The organism is Niveibacterium sp. 24ML (assembly GCF_026586805.1).
Taxonomy (GTDB): Bacteria; Pseudomonadota; Gammaproteobacteria; order Burkholderiales; family Rhodocyclaceae; genus Niveibacterium.
On record NZ_JAPFHA010000026.1, the window covers coordinates 1 to 26,261 of the forward strand.

The following is a 26,261-nucleotide window of genomic DNA, read 5'->3' on the forward strand; positions in this document are numbered from 1 at the left end:
CGCCGCGAGATCCGCCATGAACCGGACAGCACGCAGTGCCGCTGCGGCTGTCAGCTCAAACGCATCGGCGAAGACATCAGCGAGAAACTCGACTACACCCCCGGCGTCTTCACCGTAGAACGCCACGTTCGCGGAAAATGGGTGTGCGGCGCGTGCGAAACCTTGATTCAGGCGCCGGTTCCCGCGCAGGTCATCGACAAGGGCCTGCCCACCGCTGGGCTCTTGGCCCATGTGCTGATCGCCAAGTTCGCCGATCACCTGCCGCTCTACCGGCAGGAGAAGATCTTTGAACGCGCAGGTTTTGCCATTGCCCGTTCCACGCTCGCGCAGTGGGTCGGCGTGTGTGGCGTGCAACTCGCGCCCCTGGTTGCCGCTCTCAAGGCCGAACTCTTCACGCAGTCGGTGCTGCATGCCGATGAAACGCCGGTGGCGATGCTCAAGCCGGGCACCGGCAAGACCCATCGCGCCTATCTGTGGGGCTACACCAGCACCGCCTTCGCACCGCTCTCGGCCGTGATCTACGACTTCACCGAGAGCCGTGCCGGGGTTCATGCGCGCGACTTCCTCGGCGACTGGCGCGGCACCCTGGTGACGGACGACTACAGCGGCTACAAGGCGCTTTACGCGGATGGCGTAACGGAGGCCGGCTGCATGGCGCATGCGCGGCGCAAGTTTCATGAACTGTTCGCCACCGGCAAGAGCCTGATTGCCGAACAGGCGTTGCAGCACTTCGGCGCGCTCTACGCGATTGAAAGCAAGCTCGCACAACTGGACCCTCAGGCACGAAGGCAAGGGCGTCAACAACACGCGCAGCCGGCCGCCGAGGCGCTACACCGTTGGCTCACCGTGCACCGGCAAAAGGTCAGTGATGGCTCGGCCACCGCAAAAGCCATCGACTACAGCCTCAAACGTTGGGCCGCGCTCACGCGCTATCTGTCTGACGGGGCGCTTCCGATCGGTAGAGTCGAGATGTGGCGCAGTGGTTGTAGGTCTGGTTTGTCTGTTTCCGCCCCTTTCGTCTGGCGGTGCCTAATTAACCTGACCGTGACTCCGTTTCCACATCCCGCTCGTCGAACCGGACGTGCGGATTTCCCGCATCCGGCTCTCTTTCAGAACATCAAACCTTCGCGTTCAAAGGGTCGGCGCTCGTCGGCAGCAGGCGTATCAGTCCCAAGGTTTCGTACAGAAACTGATCGGAGTATTGGCGGTACCCCGTTCCCTGTTTGCCGCGTTTTCGCATCAACCAGATTCGTAGCCGGCGCGCAGCATAGCGGTCGATCAGTCGGTAGATCCGTCCTACGGGACCTTGGCTGAAATAGCCAGCCCAGCCTCGCAGCACGGGATTCAGATGATCGATTCGGCTCTGGACGTCCAGAGCGTTCCAGCGCGACGTCGTGGCGTCGTGGATTTCCCGAAGGAGCCGTTTGACTGACTTCTTGGATGGTCGCGTGCCCCAGTACGGGCGGCCGTTCCGGCCATAGAAGCGACCGACGGTGTAACCGAGAAAGTCGAACGTGTCGTCTGGCAATTTCACCAACCGTGTCTTCTTCTCGTTGACCGTCAGGCCCAGTCTGGCCATGAGCGCTCTCATGGCCTCCATCGCTGCCGCCCCTTGACCCGGCGGACACAGAATCACGAAGTCGTCGGCGTAATTCACAACTTCCGCCTGAAACTTCCTCGCATAACCGTGCCCATACCATGCCAGCATGAAACGACGGAAGTACAGGTTGGCCAGCATTGGTGAAATGATGCCGCCCTGCGGGGTGCCGCGATGTCGGTCCTTTGCTTCGGTCGATCGGCGCTCGCCTTGGGGTTTGCGTTCCACGACCGCTGCGTTGAGCCAGTTCCGGATCGCCTCCAGCACTGTGCCGTCAGCAATTCGCCGCGCAACACAACGCATCAGGTCACCGTGGGGGATGGTATTGAAGTAGTCGGAGAGATCAGCGTCGACGACTTCTCGCGCGCCACGATCGGCAATGCCGAAATGGGTACGTCGCAAGGCCATCTTCGCATCCATTCCAGCCCGAAAGCCGTATTGCCAAGGAAACAGGTCCGTTTCAAACACTGGACCAATCACCAGTAATACCGCCATCTGCGCCACCCGGTCCCGAATGCAGGGGATGCCGAGCGGGCGTTCGCCACCGTTGGCTTTGGGAATCCATACGCGCAGCAGGGGCCTTGGCTGATATGTCTTTGCCTTTAACTCCTGCCGCAATCTTCCCAGCCACCCGTCACGCCCCTGTTCTTCGATCCGCTCGAAGCATTCTCCATCCACCCCAGGCGCGCCGCGATTTGCGCGACAGCGTCGGTAAGCTTCAAAGAGAACGTCCTCTCGACAGACCTTGTCCCACAGGCTGTAGAAACGTGCGGCCGGTTCGTTCTTGGCTTTCGTTTGCAATGTGGTCTGTAGCGTCCGAACCGAAACAAGCAAGGTTGGTAGACTCACGTCAATCCTCGGGTTCTTGCCACTTTCCAGCATACGTCCTGAAACAGGGGGCCTTCGCTCCACCAGCATTACCCGGCTTCATCACTACTACACCCCCATCCGTCATCCGCGGGGCCGGCCCCATTTCTCACGAAATCGTCGTTGCCCGGCTGCCCTCCGGGCACCACCGCGGACTTCCCTTGTTGCACGATTGACCAGTCTCTGCGTGCTGCCACCACTACCCCGGTGGAATCGCCGGATGCATTTCACGCTCGCTTCTCCGACGACATCGGCCTTCCTCGTTGTTATGGCGAGTCGGCTTCCACGACGACATTTCGAGGCCTGCTCGGTGTTCATTCGCATTGCGGCCCGCAGAGCCCGCTGACCTCCTTCGAGGCCGTTTCAAGGAGTGCTTCAGCCCATTTGTTGCCTCCTGGACCGCCCCTTGTGCTTCCGGCCGGAGCGAGAGTTGGCCGGGTCGGATTCACACCGACGAGTCGAACGTGCCTTTGCAAGGCGCACACAACAACCGGGTCGAAAACGCGAACCGGCCGATCGCGCTCGGTCGTAAGAACTGGCTCTTTGCCGGCAGCCTGCGCGCGGGCCAGCGTGCAGCGGCCGTGATGAGCCTGGTGCAATCTGCCCGCCTCAACGGCCATGACCCCTACGCCTACCTCAAGGATGTGCTGACGCGACTGCCGACCCAACCGGCCAGCCGCATCGGCGAACTCCTACCGCATCGTTGGCAGCCTGAAGGCTGATCGCGCCGATTCCAGCCGCGTCAAGATGGGTTGGGCGAACGCTTACGGCGAGTGCGCGCGTGGTCCGGGTATTCGGGCAAATCACGCCGCACCATGCTTACCTGTTTGCCAATCGCCGTGCCGACCGGATCAAGGTGTTGGTGCACGACGGCTTTGGCGTGTGGCTCGCTGCCCGGCGCCTGCACCAGGGGCGCTTTGCCTGGCCCAGGGATACGGCTGCGATTGCGCAACTGTCGCGCGAACAATTCAATGCCCTGGTCGTGGGCCTGCCTTGGCATCGCTTGGGGGAAGCGGGCGTGATCCGCACGCTTTGATCCGCCTCGCCGCTGGCGTGGCAATTGCCGATTGCGCTAATGGCAGGCGCCCTCGCCATGGGGCACGATGGTCGCCATGGCATCGACTGCTTTGCTCGACACCCTCACCGAAGATCAACTGCGCACGCTGGCGCGCGAGCTGCTCACCGAGGTGACGCTCAAGCAAACCACGATCGAGAAACTCACGCACGAGAACGCGCTACTCAAGCGCCTGAAGTTCGGTGCGCGCACCGAGTCTTACTCGGCCGAGCAACGCCAGCTGTTCGAAGAAACGCTCGATGCCGACCTGGCCGCGCTCAAACAGGAAATGCTTGCGGCAAGCCCTGCCGCTGCGGGTGAGCCCAAGACCGAGCGCCAGGCGCCCAAGCGCGCACCACTGCCCGCGCACCTGCCGCGCCGCGAGATCCGCCATGAGCCCGATAGCACGCAGTGCCGCTGCGGCTGCGCGCTCCGCCGCATCGGCGAGGACATCAGCGAGAAGCTCGACTACACCCCCGGCGTCTTCACCGTGGAACGGCACGTCCGCGGCAAATGGGTGTGTGCGAGCTGCGAAACGCTCACGTAGGCGGCGGTTCCAGCACAGATCATCGACAAGGGCCTGCCCACGGCAGGGTTGCTCGCCCATGTGCTGATCGCCAAGTTCGCAGATCACCTGCCGCTCTACCGGCAGGAGAAGATTTTTGAGCGCGCCGGTTTCGCGATTGCACGTTCCACGCTCGCGCAGTGGGTGGGCGTGTGTGGCGTGCAGCTCATGCCGCTGGTCGCCGCGCTCAAGGTCGAACTTTTTACGCAGCCGGTGCTGCACGCCGATGAGACGCCGGTGGCGATGCTCAAGCCTGGCAGTGGCAAGACCCACCGGGCCTATCTGTGGGGCTACACCAGCACCACCTTCGCGCCGCTGCCAGCGGTGATCTATGACTTCACCGAGAGCCGCGCCGGCGTTCATGCACGCGACTTCCTGGGTGACTGGCGCGGCACCCTGGTGACCGACGACTACAGCGGCTACAAGGCGCTCTACGCTGAAGGCGTGACCGAGGCCGGCTGCATGGCACATGCGCGGCGCAAGTTCCACGAATTGTTTGCCTCCGGCAAGAGCCTGATTGCCGAAGAGGCCTTGCGCCACTTCGGCGCGCTTTACGCGGTTGAAACGGAACTTGCGGCGCTGGACACGCAGCAAAGGCTGCGTGCGTGGTACGTTGTTGGCGGCACCAAGGGGTGCAATATGCCGGTCAGCGCGAGGGCGACGGCAAGGGCACGATCCCGGCCACTACAGCGATCTCCGGCGGTGACTGGCTCAGCGAGAGGTTTCGGCCCAAGAGGCATTTCAATGACGACCGCCCTAGTTCGTATCTCAGCCTGACGGCACAAGGCGACGCCGTAGCCGTTCAATCACGATAGGGTCGCCCAAGCCGCAGTCCGAGTCTGTCTGAATGAGTTGCTCCGACTGGGTATCTGGCCAACCTTCAACGTCATCGTCGACGGCAATCCAGCTATCGAGCTTCGCGCGCAATACATAGCGCTCGATCTGGGCGTAACGACTGAGCAGGTCCCAGCCACACATGTCACGCTTGGATCGACCTTCGAGCAACTCGGTATGCCACGTGGCGCCAATTACTCGTGAGGCGAGTGCGGCGGGCAAGGCTTCGCGAGCACGCGAGAACCCGAGGTGGCGCACCCAGCTTGTCGAGAGCACCAGTTGCACATGTGGGGCGTCCGCGAGGACCTCAACGAGGGCGGGTGTCCACATGAAGAGCTCGCCGGGCGCGTCCAGGTGGGGGCGGTTGCGTCTGAGCACGACGTTACCGGGATGCAGAACACCATCGAAGTCGAGGAACAGGATCATCGCCCCACCTTCTCATTGCGTATTGCATGCCATCGACGCACAGCAAATGCGTGATCGGAGAACGCGCGGGTGCTCGTGTGAGGTCACCGACTGCGCACCTAGTCGTCCGCCATCGTTGCACGCTCAGCCTCCGCCGCCCGAACGACCTGAGCGCTCGCATTCGGCCAATAGTCCAAGGGACACCTTCCGTCTAACCAGGCGTTGGCCGATACCCACCAGACGGCCAGGGCCCAACCAGCGTAGTCGCGCGACAATGCGGCAATGATCGGCCGCAGCGCGGCATGGGGCGCGCCCGTCTCGGCGTCGAACTGCATGGCCGGATAGCCCTTGGCGCCATCGAATGCAACGGAGAAGAGGGCAAGAGCACGTTCGAGTGCTTCCGGATCTGGCGGCAGACCGTCCTCACCCGAAGGCAACAATCGGGCGACCTCTTCAGTGGTGAGCAGGCCACCGCATCTGGCAAGAAACGTGGTGCGCAACTGCACGTTCGCCTCGTGGTGCCATTGGATTACGGCGTCCGTGTTCACCGACGTCAGACTCGGCTTAGGGTGGGGGCGTTCGCGCTTCATGGCGGACCTCGCTCGAGTGGGCCGCACTTGTCATGGCTGGCCGCAGCACGTGGACGTCGGTGCTGCCGGGTACAAGCCGGGGAGCAGGACATCCAACGCGTCGACCGGAATCGCCATGTAGGCATGGTCCAGATTGTCGGACCTTGAAATCAACCCGGTCAGGGCAAGGCATGAGAGCAGCGCACTGGCACCCTGTTCATCGCGCCCCGTCAGCTGTTGCACCGATCCGCGTGAAACCGGGCCGTCGATCAGCAAATGCAGGAGCACGGCGGCGGCCTCTGGCGTCATCGATTGGCTCTGCGCGAGTCGTGCTGCGACAAGCGCTTCCAATCGTGGCCCCAGCGCGGTGCGCTCAAAGTGCCGTGCCATGCAGGCGACTTCTTCCTCGCAGATGTCGATGAACCAGTTGCACCAGTCGGACAGGGCAGCCTCACTGAGGTTGCCACGGCCATCCAGATCGGAACGCCGTCCCTCGTCCGCTGCGGCCAGGCGGGAGAAGTAGGCCTTTTGATGGCGTGCCAAGCCGCGACTAAGCGACCACAGCCCGCTCGTGAGCCTGTCCAAGGCAAACTGGGTCTGCATGCGGCAAGCCCGACCGTTCCCGTCAGCGAAGGGATGAATCCAGCACATACGCTGGTGTGCCGCAGCAGCGTAAATGATCGCATCTTCGGCAGTGGGCGCCTTCTTGTAGACCTGATCGAAACGCGCGAGAAAGGTGGCAAGCGCCTCCGGTGGTGGTGGCTCGTGCTCTCCGATCAGAACGCGAACATCGCGCAAGCAGCCGGGGACAAAGCAGTGGCCTTCGGTTGTTCTGCGTTCTTCAGGTGGCAGACGCATGTAGATGGATTCGTGCGCATGCTGGACCACCGCGGCGCTCAGCGCCGAAGCGCTCGGCGCCACGCGCCGCTCCAGCGCGAACTCGGCCGCGATATGGGCGACCGCTAAACGCTGTCGTCTCGCAGTATTGGTGTCATTCGAGTAGTCGTCGCGCAGCGCATCGCGGATCTCGCCAGGGCTCGCGGCTTCGCCTTCGATGGCGTTCGAGTAGTGGGCGTTCATCTCCCGCACCAGGCTGTGCACCAGCGCCTGTGGTTGCGGACGCAGCGTTTGCTTGAGGGCGTTCGACGCGCCGATGAGCGAGGCGGCACGCTCACGCAGCGCATCGAGCTTCTTCTGGGGCAGCAAGGGTTCGAACTGATGGGCCTGGGTGTATTGAGCGATCGGCGTCGTACGCATGAAGCTCCTTGAACATGGCGCGTGGGCCTTGCCGCACCGAGCCACGCCGCACGCCGGTCCGGTTACGACTTGTCGAGCAAGTCCTTCGTGCCGCGCACGACGCGAAACTCGCGCCAGGCACGAAACAGGAAGATTGGCCCCACCACCACACCGATGCAAGCGGCGGCAAACGCCTGCACGGCAAGGCTCATCCAACGCGCCAAGGGGGAGAAGTAGCCGCCGCTTGGCGCAAAGTAGCGTCCAAGAAAACGCCAGCCCGACGGAAAGAAGGCGGCCACACACGCGAAACCGACCGCATCAAGCCATGGCGTCTTGCCAAGCAGCAGGATGAGTGCCGTGATGAACAGGCCAAGCATCAGGAACAACTGCACCCAAAGTGTCTTGGCAATGCCCTTGTTGTGGGCGCTCGCGCAGGCGCCACACAGCGGTGGTGTAAATACCGCCGCGCAGTCCGAACACAGCCCCCTTCCGCAGCTATTGCAGGTGCCGACGGCATCCAGTTCGACGTGTTGAGCGCACTTCATTGGTGGTTTCTCCCCTGACGGAGGCAGTGATAACGGCGCTCGATGCTAAGTATTCCTTAGTATGCCGTCAATTGGATTCCTAAGACTCTCTTAGTCCTCGTCAAAGGGGACTGGAATGGAGGGGAAGGCAATCATCGCGGTGCGACTGAGGGCAGCCCGGGAAGCGCTTGGCATCTCTCAGAAGCAGTTGGGCATCCGTGCCGGGATTGATGAATTCACCGCGAGCGCTCGGATCAATCAGTACGAACGCGGCAAGCATCTGCCTGACCTGCTCACGGCCCAGCGACTCGCCCACGAACTGGGCGTCCCGGTGTCTTTTCTCTTTGAGCCGGACGACGATCTGGCGACCCTGCTGCGCCTCGTAGGCCCGCTCTCCAAAGACCGCTTGCGTGCCTTGATCACCACGCTCGGCGGCAACGCGGGCTAGTGTCGGAGGCTGCGACGGCTACTTGTTGATCAGCAGCGCGTCCAAGGATCGCCCGCTTGCCAGGTGCGCCTGAACCCACGCCGGCTGACGGCCGCGTCCGGTCCAAGTCTGATGCACGTTGTTGGGGTTGCGGTATTTGATCGCCACAGGCCCGCTGGGCTGGCGGCGTGGTTTGCTCGGGGCGCCAAGCCCTGACAAACCCATGACATCTTCCCAATCGAGGCCCGCAGCACGCAACGCGGCTTCGACCTGACGTCGTACGGTTTTGACGGTGCCCGATTGGCGCAGCGTGATTTCACGTTGCAGACGCAAGGCCAGGCGCTTGAGATCCTGCATCGACAAGTCAGACAAACGAACGGCGTGGCTCACGTTCCGCTATCCCTGGTTAAAGGGCAACGATAGCACTTCCCTGTGACGCGTTCTAAGCCAGTTCGGTGCTGGGCGCGTCCTTCGCGACACGACACCACGCCGTCGGAATCGATGACTTGCGGGTGGGCCACGGCGCTCCCGAGCTTGGCAATCCGGTTAGTTGCAGATGACGCGTTACTCATGTCGGATGGCACCTACATCGCTGCTCGCAGAATGGGGCGCTTGCCAAAACACTAAGACTTCCTATGATGGCATTACATACAGTCAAGTACGGTGTAACGGTTCAGGAGGGAGCGAAGATGGCAGTCTGGGAAGTCGCGAGCGTCGAGGAGCAACCCTCACTTACGCTGCTTAGCTGGCGTGTCGTCGAGATTGAGGCGGGCACGCGACACTTCATGGGCTACTGCCCAGAGAATCAGGAGGGCCGGGTTAGCACGGCGATTGTTTCGTTTGATCCGGCCACTGGCAAGGGCATCACCGTATCGGGGCGCGTCTATCAGCTATTGGGGTACCCGGGGGCGGACAGAGATGCAGACTACGTGTGGCACACTTGGTGCCGCGTGAATAGCGTGACGTCCTTCGTCGACGTAACGGACGAGGTCGTCTCAGGGACTAGGATATGCGCTGGTGCGCGCCCCCTCGCGCATTAATCCCTGCACGGGGCAAATCGCGCTGGTTTAGCCGCGCGCGGCGCTATCGGCCGCTGATGCCACGCCGATCAATCGCACCGCAGCGCGAGCTCCCAACGCAGCTCAGACTATCGAGAGGCAATGCTCGGCGTGCAACGGACGCGCGCATCGGCGGCCTTGCTCAGTTGGCTGGTGTCGTGAAGCGCCCGGGGCGCGCCGCGGTCTCGCTCGCTGCAATGAACGAAGCCATCGCCCGTGCAGGCGCTTCGGCTGGAGCGATCGGGTCCGCCCGTGCGAACTGGCCGAGAAAACGGATTCCGCTCACTCGCGAGGATCGGGCGTGGCTTGCTATGCCGGAGGTCGGTGGCGAGATCTGGCCGGCGTGGGATGTTCTGGGCAATTCGGTGGTTGCGGGCGATGCGCCTAAAGGGCCAGACGACAGCACGCCGCCGATGACCGAGGACTGAACTGCAATGGCGTCATGCCGTCATGGTGCAAAGGTTCGGTCGGCTAACGTGTGCGCCCGACAAGTACAAGCACCGCGGGCGGCAGCGCAAGCCCTCAGCTGCGGCCATGTGCCTAGCCACGATCCTTCGTGCTAGAGCGACATTCTGTTCGTGAGTAAGCGGGAGGCGCGCGGCGCGCACCTGATGTTTGGCCGGCTTCATGAGGGTTCCCAAAAACTGTGCGTTCCTTAGGGTTGCTGCCGATTAAGCGGAATGCATTCTTGATATAGCGATACAGCTCGCTACCGGATTACCGGCACGAATCTGACGCAGTGAGATGAATTGAATCGCCTCGAGGCGTCACACGTGCGTCGGATTTGATCTTCTCGGCCGCGACCGCGCCGAACGATTAGGCTGCATGGACACCGAGCCGGTTTCGAGTGGTGCGCACGTCGATGCAAGCATGGCGATCAATGGATCGCCGACGCCTCTATTCTGGCCACCTTGGCGGATTAGCTCTGGCCCCGTTCCGATTCAAAGCCGGGACTCGGCTGGCGCGCCGTTTGATTCCGAAGAACCGAAGTTGGCCATCGCCGCGTTCGTCGAAACAGAGAATCGTGTGGCCCACACATTGCTCTTCGGGTTCCGCGCGACACCGCCAGGGTCAATGACTCGACGCGGCGCTTGTGCCAATCGCTGCACCACGGAGTCGCCAACAATGATTTCATTCCAGAAGCGGCGGGTCGGCGTGTCGTTCCGGCAGTCTGCTCGGCGGCCAATTCGGGTGCCCGGTTTAGAGACATGCGCCGCGCTGAAGTGGGTCTTTGGCGACGACAAAGTTCAACTGGCGGTGCAATTCCTGCCAATGCGCGGTTGAAGCCGCATCGACGTGGTGCACAACTCAGCGTCGTCAAGGCAGCGCGCCGAACCCGCAGAATCCTTAACGTTCACCAGCAAACCAATACGGCCGAACGCCCGGCTACGGGGCGGGTGTTCCGCCGATCGTTGATGTCGCCTGAAGCCACCAGGCTTGCCGAACCATGCCGCGCAGTCGGTCGTCGAAATCTACCCACTCAAAGCCCGCGATGAGCATCCCGCGGATGTCGATCGTGATGATGGTTGGGTCGTAAAGGGGTGGGAATACTTGCCGCTGCACCTTAGCACCACTTGGAACCGGGTCCCAGAAGCGGGCAACGGTGTGTGGGTCAAAGGCGCTGGGCGGCTGCGCGACCCCGGAGGACCCGGCACGTTTGATTTCGAGCAGACCCGTCTTGGGCGTGACTTGCCGCAGCACATCGGCGGGGATGCGCTTGCCGGCGTTGAGAAGGATGCGGGCTTGCAGGAACATAGATTGCCTGTATGTGCATTCAGTATCCCGCATTCGCGGCGCCGGTGCAAAATGCCGCAATGTGCGCTGACTACAACCCCGCCAGAATCCAGCACCTAGAACGATTGCACCTTGGTTCTCACACGATCGCGCCGCCGGCGTTTGCTTTCAGCGAAACCTTTCCCGGCGGCGTAGCCCCCTTCCTCGCCAACATCCTGAGCGCCGAATGGTTGCCCGGCATGTTCGGCATGGTCCCTCATTGGGGGGATCCGGCGAAGCTCTCACGCATGACGTACAACGCGAGGGCAGAGACGGTCGCGGAAAAACCAAGCTTCCGGGCCGCGTGGAAAAACAAACAGTTCGGCCTAATCCCTGCCGAGTGCTTCTTCGAGCCGAACTACGAGAGCGGTAAGGCCGTGCGCTGGCGCATTGGACGCGCTGACGGCGAGCCGTTCATGCTGGCTGGCATATGGGAACGCCGCATGCACGACGAGGGGCCGGCGCACTGGTCATTCTCGATGCTGACGATCAACGCCGACGATCACCCGCTGATGCACCGATTCCACAAACCGGGCGACGAGAAGCGCAGCGTGGTCGTGCTCGATCCTGATGATCACGAAGGATGGCTCAATGCGCGTACCGAGCCTGAAGCGCGCAGCTATCTCAGGCTCTTTGAACCCGAGCTAATGACCGCCGGCCCAGCGCCACTGCCTCCACGCCGCAAGCCGCCCGCATGACGGGCGCGCTCCTGCTGTGCCTAATCGTCGGCGTGTCGGATGGCGATACCGTCACCGCACGCTGCAGCGCCGAAACCATCAAGGTGCGGCTCTCAGAAATTGACGCACCCGAGAAGGCCCAGCCATACGGCGAGCGGTCCAAGCAGGCGCTGTCGGATCTGTGCTTTCAGCACAACGCGACAATTGAGGACAAGGGCCAAGACCGCTACCAACGCAAAATTGGCCGCGTGCATTGTGCTGGCGTAGATGCGAACCTTCGGCAGGTGCAAATGGGCCTTGCGTGGGCATACACCAAGTACCTGACCGACCCGGCGATACGCCAGGCAGAAGACTCTGCACGCTCCGCCCGCTCAGGGCTGTGGGCTGACGACTCACCCTCTCCGCCATGGGAGTGGCGGCACAAGCGTCGTACTAGGTCAAACTGAAAGCGATTGGTTCGATTTCTTCATGGCTCCATCTTCTCAAGAGTGGGAGCCTCCTCAAAACCCGGGGCGATTCAGTCAAGTTGCATCGCGGATCTGGTTTGACCGGAAAACATCTGCCCTACACTTCCGTCGCGGATGGGAGCGTTATTTCCTGTGTGTCGGTTCTCATCGACATGCGCCGTTGCGGCGATTGACGTCGCAATCAATGCCGTGCTGAGCAATAGGAAGCAGTTGCAATCGTTCTAGACCACTTCGGTAATTCGCTGGGGGCAATGTGGTTGTTTCCTTGATTTGCGTTCTCTAGTCTAGTCGCCCGCCACGGAAAGGCCCATCACTCAGCGAGTCTCAAGTTACTGACGAGGCACGCCAATGCGTTTTGGTAAGACGCGCCCGGCACCTGCCATTCCAATGTAGGAAAAACCGCCTGATCATGCAATTGACATATCGCATTAGGTGCATCGACTTCAACGGCAGTCGCGCTGGTCCCCAAGCCGGTTCGCTGACCGAGGCTCAAAGCCATGCTGGCTACAGCATCTCGCGAGATGAGAGCGGTCGCAATATTGAAAGACGACTCGCTGATACCAAGTTGTTCCGAGTCAGGAGACCAGACCAACGACCGCCTAAACCAGACCAAAGCGGCCTGAGTAGCCCACGCGGCCGTCATCGCGATCGCCAAGCGCTGCGGCTCCGATAGGTCCGTCGCTCTCCACACGGCTATAAAGTCGGTCGGTATTGCTGTCGTGATTGCTTGAAGTCCCTCCCAGAGCGAGGGCATCGTTTCGCAAAACTCGATCGTCTGTACGCGAGGGTCGCGCACGCTCGTCAGGACCTTGGCCACAGGTTCGCCTGGCTGCAGGGCGATCACGAGTTTCGACGAGCGATAGGTTTGGTTCCGAAAGCTGGCGATGGCATTCTTGAGATCATCGTCATTGGCACCAGGCGGCACCACGCAAAGGACTGTTGGACCTTCCTCAAGCAATCCGTTGTGGATCACCCCCGCCTCGCCCTCACCGCAGCCTTCTTGGTACCGTGTTACCGGCAGGCCTGCCGGATAGCTACGTTGGAATGCCTGTCCGACGCCCTCTCTGCTTACCCACGTACCGGCCCAATGGTGTACCGCATAGGCGTTAGCGGTCCGCTCGCACCACACCTGCAGGTCATAGCCCTCGCCAGTCCGACACTCCGGCTCATCCAATGGGTAGACACTCTCGGCCGGTGCCAGGAACACTGAACGCTGGTGGTTCGACCGTTCAAAAGCTCTCGTTAGCATGTACGGGCCGGTCGTCTCCATCGACCCGTCCTTGCCGGCCGATCGAAGCAATTCCGCGAACACATCCCCCCATAGCGGATGCATGGGCACCGAAGCCATGAACGCAGTGGAGAGCACTTGCCTGAAGTGCTGGGCGCCCGGCGCACTACCGTGCGAACTTGGCTCGACCGGAGTCACGGCGCTGTGCCCAGCTAGCAAACCGTCTATCGGCTTGAGGCATTCCACATCGAGATCAACGTAGATCCCGCCGAATGCGGACAACAACATGTACCGCAACGCATCAACCCGTTCGATTTCGAGCTGGTAGCCCTCGTAAAGTGACAGCAGCTCAGGAAATCGTTCGCGAACGAAGGCGCTACTACGGGCGGGGGACCAGAACTCGTATCGGTAGTCGGGATTGTGGCGCTGCCAACTCTTGGCAAACCGCGCCCACTCGCGTGGCATAACCGACTCAGGAGAGAAGGGATGCCAAATCTGGTGGATGAGCTTAGGAATCGCCCCACGCCCCAAACGTTCGCGGCTATCGCTCACGTGCAGCCTCCATCCCGACCTTTTTTACCGGAGAAAGCAGATATTCGATCACCGACCGGTCGCCCTGATGGATTTCAGCAGTCACCAACATGCCCGGACTCAACTCCAATCGTTCTCCGCTCGCAGTAATCAACGCCGGCGTGTTCAGGCTCACCAGCGCCTTGTAAGAGAGCATGGCCGGAGCGCCCTGCTGTTGCTGACGTGGGTCGGAAGAATCGGCGCTCACCATGGTGACTCTGCCATCCAGTAACCCGTACTTCTGAAACTGGTACGCTGCGATTTTGACCTTAACGGGCTGCCCTACAGCGACAAAGCCAACATCCTCATTCTTGAGCAATACCTCCGCCTGCACCGGTTCGTTGCGCGGCACGATGTTCATCAACACGGAGCCTGCGGCAACGACTGAGCCTTGGGTCGTGGTTGCCATGTCTTTGACGATGCCATCATGCGGCGCCCGAATGTCGAGCATTCCGGATCGGATCGTTGATTTGTCCAGTTCGTTGGACACCTTGTTGAGGTCCGTGGTGAGCTCCACGCGTTCGTTCTCAAGTTGCGCACGGTAACTCGAACGAATTCCGGCGAGTTTCTGCTGAGACTGTGCAATCACAGCGCGAATACTCTCGACGTTCGAATGCTGCGCCTTCAGATCCTGCTCATGCTCGATCGCTTCGCGGGACTTCTCTGCCGCCGCTAGCTCGCCGACAAAGCCTTGCTGATGGAGTTTTTCGTAGGCCTCGGCCGTCCGCCGATAGGTCGGCAGGGTCGCGGTAAGCTTCTGAAGCACTTGCTCCGCCGATTGCAGATCCGCGCGCAGCTTGTTCTGAGTTTCTTGCTCTTGCGCCAGCGAGTCGAGGTACGCCTGACGATGTGCCCGGTATTGGGTCTCAACGCGGCTGAACAACTCCGTAGCGTCATCGTGCTGTCGCACAAACGGACGGTCCGCCAGTTCAGCTTCGATCCGACGCAGCGACAAACGCTTGAGACTCGAATCGGTCTTCAACGCGCCGATATCAGACTCATTGAGCCGCGCATCCAGACGCATCAGAAGTTGACCAGTCTTTACTGCGTCGCCTTCCTTTACGAGGATTTCAGTGACGACCCCTGCCTCGGCCGGTTGGACGACCTTGGTAAACGAGACGGGTACCAACCGCCCTTCCGCGCTGGCAATGACATCCAGGCGCGCAAAAATCGCCCAAACCAAGAGCAGGCCGATCAATACGAGGACTGTGATGAGGATGACGCGAGGGAGACGCTCGGGCGGGCGTTCCTGGATAGCTAGCAGGTCCGGTGCGAAATCAAGCGCCTCGGGCGCGAGCACCCGAGGCTTGGCATTGATGGAGTCTTCAGCCATTGCCTTTGAATTCGCGCAGGGTCGTCGTGCCACCTGTATCAGTTACCCACGCCCGCACGATGCGTCCAGGGGCAAATCGGTCGATCGTTTGCTGTAGCAATCCGTCGGGATCGCCGAAAGGCGTCACGATATCGACAAGCCACGGGTTCGTGCCGCTCTTCCATTCATGCGGCGCGAGAATCGGGCTGGTCGAGCGCAAGCGCGCATCGACCTCGTCGCTCACTAATGCCCACGTGAAGAACGCCCACGGAAATTCCTGCTTCGAATAGAAGTGGCACTGATCGTGAATCAGCGGCGGCATCAAACGCCAATCGAGATCGGCGATGAACGAGTACTTCCGCTGCGGATCTCTTGCATAGAGCCACAGCACTGGCCCAAGCAAGGGCAGTTTGCCAAGCTCTTTGCGCGCCGTATCAAACTGCTGCGCCGCCGAAATCGGGTCTGTCGTCAAGTTGGTCATGGTTGATCCATTCAATTGTGCTTACAGCTTTTGGCTCGGCTGACCGATGGGCAACTTACCGCTGGCGAGCAAGCTACTGAAGAGCTGCGATCCAGCGATGCTCTCAAGGTGTGACGTTTCGGAGCTGGGCAGACCGGCATTACCCACGGCAATCGCCATATCGAACCCAGCCCGCAACGCGGTCCAAGCATCAAGCACCTCAGGTACCGGCGTCGCAGTACCGCGACGACCGCAACCGTCACCCCAGCCGGAAATGGCTCCGGCGTCCGTCATTTTGAAGGAACCTGTGGTGGCGTAATCGTACGCCGCATCATAGTCGTCCGACCGACGGTTTGTACCCATCTGGTACGCCGACAAGAGCGACGCAGTCGTCACGTTCCAACTGGACAGCGAGGGATTTTTGACTCGCGCGGCATCAAAGTCTGCAACGATCCGTTGGAAGTCAAACGCCACCACTTCGCGATTCACCAATCGCTCATTTGAAGTCGCCTGATAGTCGCCACCGTTCGCGCTCGTCACGATCTGAAGACGCGACACGCCCTTACCGCTGTATCCCACATACCAGTCTTTCAACGTGATCCTATCGGTACCACCCACGGACAGGATCAAGTCGTTGCCCGCTTTCTGCAAAGCCAAATCGGCGTATCGGACGCCCCCACCCAACGACAATGTGTCCGCTTGCCAGGTGCCCATTTTCAGGACATCAGCGCCATCACCACGGTTGAACGCGATGATGTTCTGATCGCCGCCGGCGTCGATCACATCGTTACCGCGACCTGCGGCAATGAAGTCAGAGCCATAGCCCGCCGAAATAGTGTCTGCACCATCGCCGGCATCGATGAAATCACTATCGTTGCCCGCGTCGATTAAATCATTGCCAGCACCGGCAACGAGAATATCAACGCCGTTGTCGCCGACAAGCCGGTCATCCCCGTCTCCACTGGCGAGCAAATCACTGTCGTTACCGCCATCGAGCGAATCATCACCATCACCACCGAACAGGCGGTCACGACCGTTGCTTCCGATCAGCGTGTCTTTACCGCCACCGCCCCAGAGTTCGTCGCTGTCATTTCCGCCATCGATCCAGTCGTTACCGCCTTCACCGAAGAGTCGATCCTCCTGGTTGCTGCCGTAAACCACGTCATTCCCTGAACGGGCAAATACCGTATCGCGACCGTTTCCAGCGTAAATGGTGTTGTCGTTCCGATCACCGTACAACAGGTCGTTGCCATTACCGCCATTCAACGTCGTGGCACGAACCAGCAGAGAATCGAGCGTTAGCGCTTGTCCCGTGGCGGTGACAAAGCGCTCGATCGGCGAGGAGCCATCGGCATTGAGCACGATATCCAACCCCTGGCCGGCCTGCTCGTTACCTTGGGCGTCAAGGACTGAGACGAAGACATGCCGTTCGTTGCCCACGGCGAAAGACCGTCCAGCAAGCGTGGACAGATCCAGCCCAGCACCGAGCGTCACCGTGTCATCGCCAGACGCGTCCCGAACGAGGTCACGACCATCACCGCGCCCGAATACGTAGGTGTCGTTTCCGACACCGCCGTCGAGTTCGTCATTGCCCTGGCCGCCGTAAAGCAAATCATTGCCAGCACCGCCAAACAAACTGTTACGTCCACCGTTACCGGTCAGCGTGTTGTCGAGCCCGTTGCCGGTAGCACTGATGTCTCCCATGCCCAGCAATAGCAAGTTTTCAACGTTCTCCGGCAATACATAGCTCACGGTACTCCGAACGCTATCCTTGCCGGAACCCAGCAATTCGATGATCTGATCGCCAGCGTTGTCGACGAAGTACGTGTCGTCCCCTTCACCGCCAGACATCGAATCCGCACCAACGCCACCGTTCAGCACGTTTGCCGCGGCGTTCCCGAGCAACACGTTGTCTAGCGTATTACCGAGGCCGTTGATTGCGTTCGAGCCGGTCAGGACCAAACGCTCGATATTCTCTGCTAGCGTCCAATCGACCGAGGACTTCACCGTGTCAACGCCGGCGCCGGCAAGCTCAATGGTTTGGTCGTTAGCGCGATCAACAATGTAGGCGTCATCGCCCGCGCCGCCGATCAACAAGTCCGCACCAGCACCGCCGTCAAGCACGTTCGCTGCGTCATTACCGACGATCCGGTTGTCGAGCGTGTTGCCGGTACCATCAATGGCGTTTGTGCCCGTGAGCGTCAGGTTTTCCACGTTGTCCGTCAGCGCGAACGAGATCGAGGCAACGACGGTGTCAGTACCACCATCGGGCACTTCAACGGTCGTATCGCCTGCGTTGTCGACGATGTACGTGTCATCACCGCCTTGGCCCACCATCCGATCTGCGCCCAGGCCACCATCCAGTCGGTTCGCCGCATTGTTCCCGACCAACTCGTTATCGAGGACGTTACCCGTCGCATCGATCGGCGCCAGCCCCGTCAAGACCACGTTCTCGACCGCGTCGGGCGCTACATAGCTAACGCTGGCAATCACCGTATCCAGGCCGTTGCCCGCCGCTTCAATCACCTGATCGCCAAGGTTGTCGACGTAGTAGATGTCGTCACCAGCACCACCGAGCATGCGGTCCGCGCCCACTCCGCCATCGAGCACATTGCCTGCGGAGTTTCCGACCAAATCGTTATCCAGGGCATTGCCCGTGGCGTCAATCGCAGCGGCGCCCACGAGTTCAAGTCGCTCAAGGTTGTCGCCCAACGTCCAACTGACGGAAGAGATGACCGTGTCGCGGCCCTCACCTTCACGCTCGATCGTCTTGTCAAACACGCTGTCGACGACATACACGTCGTCACCGCGACCACCCACCATCGTGTCGGCCCCGGAACCGCCGTCGAGACGGTTGGCAGCGTCGTTACCGACGATCAGGTTGTCGAGCGTATTGCCTGACCCGTCAATCGCCGCGATACCAGACAGACGTAGGGTCTCGATGTTGTCCGCAAGGTGGAGGCTGACACTTGAGACCACGGTATCGTTACCGCCGTTCTCTGCCTCAATCGTTTGATCAGCGGAATCATCGACGATGTAGGTGTCGTCGCCATCCAGGCCTTCCATACGATCGGCACCGGCTTGCCCGTCCAGCGTATTGGTCGAGTTGTTTCCGACCAACACGTTGTTCAGGCCATTACCGCTAGCGTCCAAGGCTGCGTCGCCCACCAGGATGACATGCTCAACGTTCGACGGTGCGGCGTAACTCACCGTCGAATACACGGTATCAATACCGGCGTCAGCGGCTTCAATCACCCGATCATTGGCGTTGTCGACGTAGTAGGTGTCATCACCGCGACCACCGGCCATCTCGTCAGCGCCGCTTCCGCCGTCGAGCAGATCGTTGCCCGCTTGGCCCAACAAACGATCGTCGCCGCCTTCGCCAAACAGGCCGCTGTCGACGGTATTGCCCTGGATCGTGTTTTGAAGGTTGTTGCCGAAGCCGGACACCGCCTCGCCCAACAAGATGAGGTTCTCTACGTGTTCATTGAGTTGATAGTCGACATAGGACCTCACCGCGTCGATGCCGCCATTGGCCACCTCAACGACAGTGTCCTCTCCGTAGTCGACGACATAAGTGTCATCACCGGCACCGCCCTCCATGTAGTCAGCGCTCCGGCCACCATTGAGCACGTTCGCCCCGGCGTTACCAATCAAATAGTTGCCTTGGTCATTGCCTGTGGCATCGATACTGGCATCACCGAGCAGCTCCACATTCTCAATGTTGTCCGGCGCGGAGAAGGACACAGAGGTACGAACGGTATCGACGCCCTCGCCCAGCGCTTCAACAACGACGTCCGAAGCGGAATCGACATAGTAGATGTCATCACCGCGACCACCCACAAGCCGATCAGCGCCTTCTCCGCCGTCCAACTCGTCGCTGCCGTCACCGGCGTAAATCACATCGTCGCCAGCCGCGCCACCCAGGTAGTTATCGCCATCATTGCCACGAATCACGTTGCTTAGATCATTGCCTGTACCGTTAACTGCGCCCTCACCGAGAACCAGCATCTCAAGGTTGGCGCCAAGCTGGTACGTGCCCAGCTTCGAGATGACCGCGTCAATGCCCTCCAAGGCCGCTTCAACGACGGTGTCTTCCACATGATCGACGACGTAAGTGTCGTTGCCGCGGCCGCCCTCCATGTAGTCAGCGCCTGCGCCGCCATCGAGAACGTTTGCCGCAGCGTTGCCAATCAGGCGATTGCCATATTGGTTGCCCGTCGCGTTGATCGCATCCAACCCGATCAGCGTCAGGTTCTCGACGTTGTCGTCCAACACATAGGAAACACGGCTGCGAACCGTATCGGTGCCTTCGTACGCGTTCTCGCGAACCACATCGAGGTTCGTGTCGACGATGTAGGTGTCATCACCAGCACCACCGACCAGTTCGTCGGCGCCAGCTCCGCCGTCCAGCGTGTCATTGCCGTTCAGGCCATACAGTGCGTTGTTCGCGTCGTTACCGATCAGAACGTTGTCCTCGGCGTTGCCGGTGCCGGATATGGCACCGGTGCCGGTCAGCGTAAGGTTTTCAACATTTGCGCTGCGGTTCGGATGTTCTGAGTCGGCGTAGAGGGCGTAGGAAATCGACGACCGAACGGTGTCTGTGCCGCCATCGGCGTCTTCGATGATCCGGTCGCCAGTCGAGTCGATGACGTAAAGATCATCCCCGTCGCCGCCACGCATTTCGTCTTCACCCGCGCCGCCGTTCAGGATGTCCTTGCCGTCGCTGCCGCTGAGCTGGTCATTGCCGTCCAAGCCCCACAGTTCGTCGTCGCCAGCCTCACCGAACAATGCGTCCCAACCCTTTTCGCCGAACAACTTGTCGTTACCATCGTTGCCGGACAAGACGTCGTTACCGTCACCACCGGCAATGAAATCATCGCCAGCCATCCCGAACACGACGTCGTTGCCGTCCTCCGCCATGATGAAATCGGCATCTTTGCCACCGATCACCATATCGTTGCCAGCGCCGGCATAGACGGTGTTCTCACCATCGCCAGCGAGCACGAGATCATTGTCGCGTCCGGTGTAGATAAGATCGTTGCCATCACCTGCGTCGACCATGTCATTTCCGCCGTCATCAGTGACGACGTCGTCTCCAGCGCCAAGGCGGTACTCGTCGTTGCTGGCGGTACCCAAGGCGAGATCTTTTCCATCCGTGCCGGTCAGCGAGAGACCCTTGGTGCCCGTCGGAATCTGGACCACTTCGGTTGATCCATCGGCGCGCTTAACCTGGGTCTCGTTCTTGTAACGCAACGAAAAGTCGGCCATCGACAGCGTCGAACCGTCGGTCTTCGTAATCGTGCCAAGTCCGTGCACTGACTGACCATTGATGACGTCGAACTTGCCGTCGCTCGTCAGGCCGATTTGCGCAATCCCGAGATCGGACAACGAGCGGAACTCGCCAGCGTCGGTGACACCATTCGAGTTGGCGTCTTGCCACACACCGAACTTGGCCCACTTGTCGTCTGCCGCGGAGAAGACGCCATCCCCGTTCGTGTCGAATGCTCGCAGCCCCTCAAGGTCAGTCTGCGAGCCCGACTTGTAGCCAACGAAGGAAATCTCGTTGCCCTTGTCGATTTTCCCGTCACCGTCAATGTCGTAGGCGAGCAAGCCATCGCCAGGCGCGGTCCACGCCACGCGACGCCGCCATCCGTCACTATTGACGTCAAAGAAAACGTTCGAATCGTCGACGTCAGTGAAGTGGAAACCGTCGCCATTGAGATCAATCGCGATCGGTTTCTTGGCGCCGGACTGCACGTCAGGGTTTGGACGGGGTCCGTAGCGTGTGACCTCGATGATTTGGTCGACGGACGTTCCGGTGTCGCTGTTGGTCACCCGAACGGTGACCGGAATTTTCTCGGACGTCTCATTCCGTGCATGGGTTTGCGTATCAACGTTGGTATTGACGATCTGGTCGTTGGCAATGTCTGCCTTCACGAACCGCCGGCCCTTGTATTCAAAGGTACCTGCGGTCGGATCCATCGCAAATTCGCCCAAACCCGTTGGCATGGCCACCACCTCATAGCGGTAGTGCCCATTCGGGTTATCGACGTCGTCCACCTGGATCTTGCCGGATACGCCAGCTTCGCTTCCGACTACGACGTTGTGGTTACTGGTACCCGGTGCAGTCTTGCTAATTGCATAGTACTGACCGTTGAGTTCGATGATGCGGTTTCCGGAATAGAGCTGGGAGCCCGAAACCAGATCGCCGGGCTTGGAGTCAGGATATTTTCCGAGTTCCCCGACCGCTATGTCTGTGTCGGCGAACTCACCTGTAGGCGTCAACGTGTATTTGGTAATCTCGCCGTAATAGGGAGAAAACTCCTTAACCGTACCAACCTTGAGCTTCTGACCAATCACGGTCTGGTATGGCGTATAGAACGGGACCCCCTGATTGACGCGAGGTTCGCCCAGTTGTTCGATTGGTGGATTGGTCCCATAGGACGGAACCAGAACTACCTCGCGGTAAGTTCCCCAACCGTAGATATCCCGATTGGGAATATCAGGCGTGACGACGGCAGCATCATCCACCGGCACCACATTGATTTGTGCCGGCGCCAGTGTTGTCGAGCCGTCTGCGGCACGGACGGTGAGTTGCAGCGGAATGACACCGTTGAAGTTCGCGTCCGGGGTGAAATACGCTGCCGTCACCACCCCATTGGCATCGCGGTCCAAGCGCAAAACGCCGTGCCCTGACACGGTGACGTCGGTCAGTACGAGCCCGTCGTGCGAACCGTTGTAGGTCGTCCCGGCGAGCAGTAAAGGAGCAGTGAGCATGGATTCGATTCCGGCTTGATCGGCCCCACGAAGCGGGTTGCGCCCAGACTGATCGCCATCTTCGTATAGGTGTGCCTCAACAGCCTGCACTACGAAACCCGAGCTGGGGCTGCCTCCTGTCCCACCGCCGGTACCGGAGCCACTCCCGGATCCGGTTCCACCGCCGTTATCGCCACCTGTGCCGGTACCACCGCCTGTTCCAGTGCCACCGCCTGTTCCAGTACCACCGCCTGTTCCAGTACCACCGCCCGTACCTGTGCCTCCGCCCGTGCCCGTGCCCGTGCCCGTGCCCGTGCCCGTGCCTGTGCCTGTGCCTGTGCCGCCACTTGTACCGCCACCGCCGGTGCCGCCCGAAACCGGGTTGCCAATCAGTGCGTAGCTTGTAACGACGAACTGGGTCTTTCCGTCCGTCCGTTCAATTTTGATGCCTAGCTCGGTTTGCGTGAAGCGCGTCCCGCTGTCCGAGGTCTCCAGGTCGGGCGACGCGATCGCTTGCAGGTGGCCGTCGCGGGTGAAGCGCCCCTGCGTGTAGTCAATTTCGGTAATCCCGAGTTCGGCGAGGGTCTTGATTTCGCCGGTTTCCTCGACGCCGTCTTCGTCGTCGAGCCAGACACGCAGTTGCTTGAACACCGGGTCATCGCTCGTAATGCGTCCGTCCCGATTCGCATCGACCCAGTCAAGCGACTTAAGTCCGCGGGCGTCGTCACCAACCTTGCCGTTGGAGAACATTTCGCGGCCGGACTCAATATCGCCGTTGGGGTTACGATCCAACACCAAGAGTCCGTCGCCCTTGGCAACCCAACCGACTTGCTTCTCATAGCCACCGGAATCGTCCCAGTCGAACGTGACATCGACGTCGGCGTTCTTCTTGGTGTCGATCGTGTTGTTGCCGTTCATGTCCAGCACGATCGGCCGGAAGTGGCCGATCGCCTTACCATTAGCGTCCACCTTGGCACCGAGACCCGCCTTCGCAGCGCGCTCCTCCTCGGTCAAGCCCGCGTTCGGGTCGCCATGTTGTTGCTGGATCTTCGCGGTATCCGCTTCCCACTTCAGACCCAATGCGCCACGTGAGAGCGCGGCATTGAGCATGTACTCAACCATCGGCAGACGCAGGTTCGCGTCTGAGTAGTCCACCTTGAAACGCGACTCGTCTGAGCTGAACGCCAGCCCGTTATCGTCGTACCGGAGGAATGGGTAACGCTGCGCACCCGTAGCCGGATCAACATCGACGATCGCATAGCCCTTGTCGTCCTGGCGCGATTCACGCCACGTGAGCGAGGGCATGCGTTGCGGGATGAGTGCCAGTGCGTTGTCACCGGTGCCGGACTGCGCAGCGAGGCTCTTCAGGTAATCAACAACAACGCCCAGCTGGCCTTTGACGCGATCGGGCCCCATCGCTTCGCCGACGGCGTCGACGGCAAGATTGCCGTTCTCGTCAAAACTCACGCGAGCAGTACCCCACGACTCGGGAGCCTCCTCGGTAACCGCCTTCACCAACATATAGGCGGCATAGATCCAGCCGATGTAGGGCACGCCGATCATGGACAACGCGCCCACTGCGGCACCAGCGTAGTCACCGTTGGCAATGCTGACAACGATGCCGACTACTGGGACGACGCCCACGCCACCTAGCGCCCCAGAGCCCGAGCCGTTGAGAACAGTCGCAAGCTCCGTGCTCACTTCACTCGCGACATCAGTCCCTACATACGCAAGATATGCGTTGTTTATCGCATTGACTGAATTGAGCGTGGAAGAAACTTGAGAAAGCGCGTCACCATTCTCAAACGCGTTCGCTAAGTTATATATGCTCAATATACCGTTTGCGATCGCGGCACTGCTGTTCAGATTCAGCCCGGGAAGGGGATTAGTGCCGTCCAGTTGAGAAATGTCGTTGATTACCTTGATACCACTGACCACACTTGGGAGCGGATCACCGGACTTTATCGCGTTAACAAGGGCCGTCACATCGACCAGAAGCCGCTCAGTACGGTCAGTGAAATCAGCAACAGAACCACTTCCTAACCACCCAAGGTCGCCTGTGCTCGGCGTTGAGAACGCGTCTCTAATGACCGCTGCGGACCCATCGTCGGAGACTGCCACCGTTTCCCCGCGCCGAACCTCAACCATGGCATCTTCGCCAACGAGAAACCTACGACCAGAGTTCGGGTCAATTACGTCGTACTGCCCCATACCCAAGCTGCGCCAATACGAACCATCATCGCCACGCGTATACTTGGCACCGCCAAATTCAATGAACTCAGCTGCCGTTTGCTGAAATATATATGGATGTTCGGAATCAAAGAACGTTCCTACACCATCGGTTCCTTGAGGAAATATATACGGGTGCTCTGCGTCGAAATAGGCGCTCCCGGGCCCCGAAGGCAATCCAGGATCCACAAACTTCAGCGAATCAATAAGGGCAGCCGGCGCCATCTCGTTATCTAGCCCTGGCTCAATTTTTCCGCTAAAGTCATGCGGAGAAAGCCCCATTACCTCACCCAGCGTTCTATACGCCGAGTTGCTGTTGACGGTCGGCGAGAATATATTGACGCCGCCCACTGGATAATCAATATCAAGTGCATTTAGTGCGGCTGCGGAATCAACCGCCGCTTTCCACCTTTGAAAGACATCGTCGTACGACCCTTCGAACTTTACGACTCCGTCTTGATCCGTATTTGAGTAAGCGGATCCATATGGGCGAGATCCAGTCGCAATAGCTACGTTCGGATCCAGTGCAAAGTGCCAGATCCTAAGCGAGTGATCATCTGAATATCCGATAGGGACCGGCTCATTAGTGGCTCTATCCGTAGCAAGCCCATGCAGTTCAGCAACGATTTTGCCCTCTGGATTTCGGAGCACCCAGAAATCGTGACTAATTCGGCTGAGTTTGGTACCAGCAATATCCAGCGACCTAGCTTCAATCTTCCACTTCCCATCACCCACGTCAAACCCCCTATCTCTATATGTAGCAGAGAATCTCTAGCAACTCGATTAAAATGGCGTCATCAATATGGCGTAGCGAGACTCCACATGCACACAAACGCGTGTGCGCCGATTTAGCCGAGACGCAAGAAACGACGCCACATAACAGAACACGCTCGCCAACGAATTATAACTAGTCAAAAATCTCATCTTTCCCAGTAAACTGAACTACGGCGACCGAGACGGATTCCAGCTTATCGCCCTTGTATTCCAGTTTGTAAGCAATGACCGCATGATCGTCCCTCCAGAGATTTGACACCCCAGAAGAACGCCAGTACTTCCATCGGTAAGTCACTACGCACGTATCGACTTCTTGAGCAAGGAGCACACATCGCCCACCGATGGATTTCGCCAGATCTCCAATCTGCGCCCTCTCCATTGAGGACAAAAGGCGATAAGTATCCGATCTCAATATTGAAATGGGGATATCAGAATTCCATGATCGCACCCAGATCTTTATCGGCTTGGAAAATGCATCATCCCCCAAACTAGAGAAGTCATGCCCTCTCTTTGGAGCAATGGAGCACCCAGATGCAAGAGCGGCCGCAATTACGAACAAGAGACGAAGTAGTGCCCGCCGCGCAAAGTCCGTACGAGATACTGCAGTCATTTCTTACTCCAAAACGAATTTTTCAAACCATTACGCCGTGGTTCAAGAAGAGCAAAAAATGGATGCACAGGTAATGGGGTTGGCTCAAATTCCAAAACTGGAGCGGCAACACCCCTTAACAATCCAGTTTTCATCATTGCCTTCGTAACTGCAAAGGACTCTTTACCAGGCAGCAGCATGGCAAGCACTGCCATACGGAGCGCAGCGGCAGAGCCCAGAACCAAACTAAAAACTTACTTCGTCATAGTTTTCCAGCCATCTTTTCG

General features: G+C 59.8%; 19 protein-coding genes and 3 pseudogenes. 9 read left to right on the top strand and 13 right to left on the bottom strand.

Translation table 11 applies throughout. From position 1 onward, the window contains the following. Positions 1–957, top strand: a pseudogene (tnpC, locus tag OPU71_RS18065) (IS66 family transposase); the annotation flags it as partial. Positions 958–1,117: 160 nt separating this feature from the next. Here tnpC (OPU71_RS18065) and ltrA read toward each other — a convergent pair. Beyond that, complete coding sequence (gene ltrA / locus OPU71_RS18070; RefSeq protein ID WP_267729463.1) at positions 1,118–2,515, bottom strand: group II intron reverse transcriptase/maturase; 1,398 nt, start codon at positions 2,513–2,515, stop codon at positions 1,118–1,120. A 434-nt stretch (positions 2,516–2,949) separates the two neighbouring features. On the opposite strand from ltrA, the pseudogene OPU71_RS18075 reads away from it, so the two are divergent. From OPU71_RS18075 to tnpC (OPU71_RS18085), 3 genes and pseudogenes are all read left to right on the top strand, one after another. Continuing rightward, positions 2,950–3,186, top strand: a pseudogene (locus tag OPU71_RS18075) (transposase domain-containing protein); the annotation flags it as partial. A 59-nt stretch (positions 3,187–3,245) separates the two neighbouring features. Beyond that, positions 3,246–3,500, top strand: a complete 255-nt coding sequence (gene tnpB / locus OPU71_RS18080; protein ID WP_267729464.1) for an IS66 family insertion sequence element accessory protein TnpB — start codon at positions 3,246–3,248, stop codon at positions 3,498–3,500. A gap of 76 nt (positions 3,501–3,576) precedes the next feature. Continuing rightward, a pseudogene (tnpC, locus tag OPU71_RS18085) lies at positions 3,577–4,686 on the top strand (IS66 family transposase); the annotation flags it as partial. Between the two features lie 165 nt (positions 4,687–4,851). Here the strand turns inward: tnpC (OPU71_RS18085) and OPU71_RS18090 are convergent. The 4 genes from OPU71_RS18090 to OPU71_RS18105 form a co-directional block, all read right to left on the bottom strand. After that, positions 4,852–5,343, bottom strand: a complete 492-nt coding sequence (locus tag OPU71_RS18090; RefSeq protein WP_267729465.1) for an HAD domain-containing protein — start codon at positions 5,341–5,343, stop codon at positions 4,852–4,854. Positions 5,344–5,441: 98 nt separating this feature from the next. Then, on the bottom strand, positions 5,442–5,912 hold the full coding sequence (locus OPU71_RS18095) for a hypothetical protein (RefSeq protein WP_267729466.1): 471 nt from the start codon (positions 5,910–5,912) through the stop codon (positions 5,442–5,444). A 30-nt stretch (positions 5,913–5,942) separates the two neighbouring features. Beyond that, the gene (locus OPU71_RS18100) at positions 5,943–7,148 is read right to left on the bottom strand and encodes a Fic family protein (protein ID WP_267729467.1); all 1,206 of its coding nucleotides are present in this window, start codon (positions 7,146–7,148) and stop codon (positions 5,943–5,945) included. 62 nt (positions 7,149–7,210) lie between these two features. Continuing rightward, positions 7,211–7,672, bottom strand: coding sequence for a hypothetical protein (locus tag OPU71_RS18105; RefSeq protein ID WP_267729468.1), 462 nt, complete (start codon positions 7,670–7,672; stop codon positions 7,211–7,213). A gap of 115 nt (positions 7,673–7,787) precedes the next feature. On the opposite strand from OPU71_RS18105, the gene OPU71_RS18110 reads away from it, so the two are divergent. After that, on the top strand, positions 7,788–8,099 hold the full coding sequence (locus OPU71_RS18110; RefSeq protein ID WP_267729469.1) for a helix-turn-helix transcriptional regulator: 312 nt from the start codon (positions 7,788–7,790) through the stop codon (positions 8,097–8,099). An 18-nt stretch (positions 8,100–8,117) separates the two neighbouring features. Here the strand turns inward: OPU71_RS18110 and OPU71_RS18115 are convergent, their stop codons facing one another. Beyond that, positions 8,118–8,468 (bottom strand): H-NS histone family protein, encoded by a 351-nt coding sequence (locus tag OPU71_RS18115; RefSeq protein ID WP_267729470.1) that lies wholly within the window; start codon positions 8,466–8,468, stop codon positions 8,118–8,120. Between the two features lie 865 nt (positions 8,469–9,333). Between OPU71_RS18115 and OPU71_RS18120 the strand changes: the two genes are divergently transcribed. After that, positions 9,334–9,564, top strand: a complete 231-nt coding sequence (locus tag OPU71_RS18120) for a hypothetical protein (RefSeq protein WP_267729471.1) — start codon at positions 9,334–9,336, stop codon at positions 9,562–9,564. A gap of 397 nt (positions 9,565–9,961) precedes the next feature. Further along, positions 9,962–10,420 carry a hypothetical protein gene (locus OPU71_RS18125; RefSeq protein WP_267729472.1) on the top strand — a complete coding sequence of 153 codons (459 nt, stop codon included), beginning with the start codon at positions 9,962–9,964 and terminating at the stop codon, positions 10,418–10,420. Positions 10,421–10,522: 102 nt separating this feature from the next. Here OPU71_RS18125 and OPU71_RS18130 read toward each other — a convergent pair whose 3' ends face one another. Continuing rightward, the gene (locus tag OPU71_RS18130) at positions 10,523–10,891 is read right to left on the bottom strand and encodes a hypothetical protein (protein ID WP_267729473.1); all 369 of its coding nucleotides are present in this window, start codon (positions 10,889–10,891) and stop codon (positions 10,523–10,525) included. Between the two features lie 59 nt (positions 10,892–10,950). Between OPU71_RS18130 and OPU71_RS18135 the strand changes: the two genes are divergently transcribed. Together OPU71_RS18135 and OPU71_RS18140 are read left to right on the top strand one after the other, a co-directional pair. After that, positions 10,951–11,607 carry an SOS response-associated peptidase gene (locus tag OPU71_RS18135; RefSeq protein ID WP_267729474.1) on the top strand — a complete coding sequence of 219 codons (657 nt, stop codon included), beginning with the start codon at positions 10,951–10,953 and terminating at the stop codon, positions 11,605–11,607. Further along, a complete protein-coding gene (locus tag OPU71_RS18140) occupies positions 11,604–12,032 on the top strand; it encodes a thermonuclease family protein (protein WP_267729475.1) in 429 nt (142 codons plus the stop codon). The genes OPU71_RS18135 and OPU71_RS18140 overlap by 4 nt, the downstream gene beginning before the upstream one ends. Positions 12,033–12,363: 331 nt before the next feature. Here the strand turns inward: OPU71_RS18140 and OPU71_RS18145 are convergent, their stop codons facing one another. From OPU71_RS18145 to OPU71_RS18170, 6 genes are all read right to left on the bottom strand, one after another. Beyond that, positions 12,364–13,833: a glycosyltransferase family 32 protein gene (locus tag OPU71_RS18145; protein WP_267729476.1), complete on the bottom strand. Its 1,470-nt coding sequence runs from the start codon at positions 13,831–13,833 to the stop codon at positions 12,364–12,366. Continuing rightward, on the bottom strand, positions 13,823–15,184 hold the full coding sequence (locus OPU71_RS18150) for an HlyD family type I secretion periplasmic adaptor subunit (protein WP_267729477.1): 1,362 nt from the start codon (positions 15,182–15,184) through the stop codon (positions 13,823–13,825). The genes OPU71_RS18145 and OPU71_RS18150 overlap by 11 nt, the downstream gene beginning before the upstream one ends. Continuing rightward, positions 15,177–15,644 (bottom strand): toxin-activating lysine-acyltransferase, encoded by a 468-nt coding sequence (locus OPU71_RS18155; RefSeq protein ID WP_267729478.1) that lies wholly within the window; start codon positions 15,642–15,644, stop codon positions 15,177–15,179. The genes OPU71_RS18150 and OPU71_RS18155 overlap by 8 nt, the downstream gene beginning before the upstream one ends. Before the next feature lie 21 nt (positions 15,645–15,665). Then, complete coding sequence (locus tag OPU71_RS18160) at positions 15,666–25,346, bottom strand: beta strand repeat-containing protein (RefSeq protein WP_267729479.1); 9,681 nt, start codon at positions 25,344–25,346, stop codon at positions 15,666–15,668. A gap of 172 nt (positions 25,347–25,518) precedes the next feature. Next, positions 25,519–25,995, bottom strand: a complete 477-nt coding sequence (locus OPU71_RS18165) for a hypothetical protein (RefSeq protein ID WP_267729480.1) — start codon at positions 25,993–25,995, stop codon at positions 25,519–25,521. After that, entirely contained in the window at positions 25,992–26,189 is a 198-nt protein-coding gene (locus OPU71_RS18170; RefSeq protein ID WP_267729481.1) for a hypothetical protein, read from the bottom strand. The genes OPU71_RS18165 and OPU71_RS18170 overlap by 4 nt, the downstream gene beginning before the upstream one ends. Positions 26,190–26,261: the final 72 nt, after the last annotated feature.